This is a genomic window from Pseudomonas sp. NY11955 (genome assembly GCF_048068035.1).
Classification (GTDB): Bacteria; Pseudomonadota; Gammaproteobacteria; order Pseudomonadales; family Pseudomonadaceae; genus Aquipseudomonas.
Map to the genome: position 1 here is coordinate 1 of NZ_JBLUPS010000065.1, position 281 is coordinate 281.

Consider the following 281-nt stretch of genomic DNA (forward strand, 5'->3'; position numbering starts at 1 on the left):
CGCTTCTGGTCTGATCGTCGTCCTGACGAACCCGGAATCGCCTGCAAGGAAAGGAATGAAGGGGTGAATTACTGAAGGATGAGGCTGCGGACGGGGCGGACGAGACGCTCGACGCCCTTGCCGCCGTAGCTGAGCCAGCCATCCTCAAAGTCCATGAGGTAGGCGAAGTCGGCGGAGAACTGCGAGCTCAGCCAGTGCCAGCGATCTTCGCGCAGGGTCACCAGGCCATCAGCCTTGGCCGCCATCACCAACTGACCTTCCAGGCAGGACGGAATAAACGC

Annotated in this window: 1 pseudogene; it reads right to left on the minus strand. The window is 61.2% G+C overall.

The features are described from left to right. Positions 1 to 68: 68 nt before the first annotated feature. Positions 69 to 281: pseudogene (locus tag ACNFBR_RS29300) on the minus strand (hypothetical protein); the annotation flags it as partial.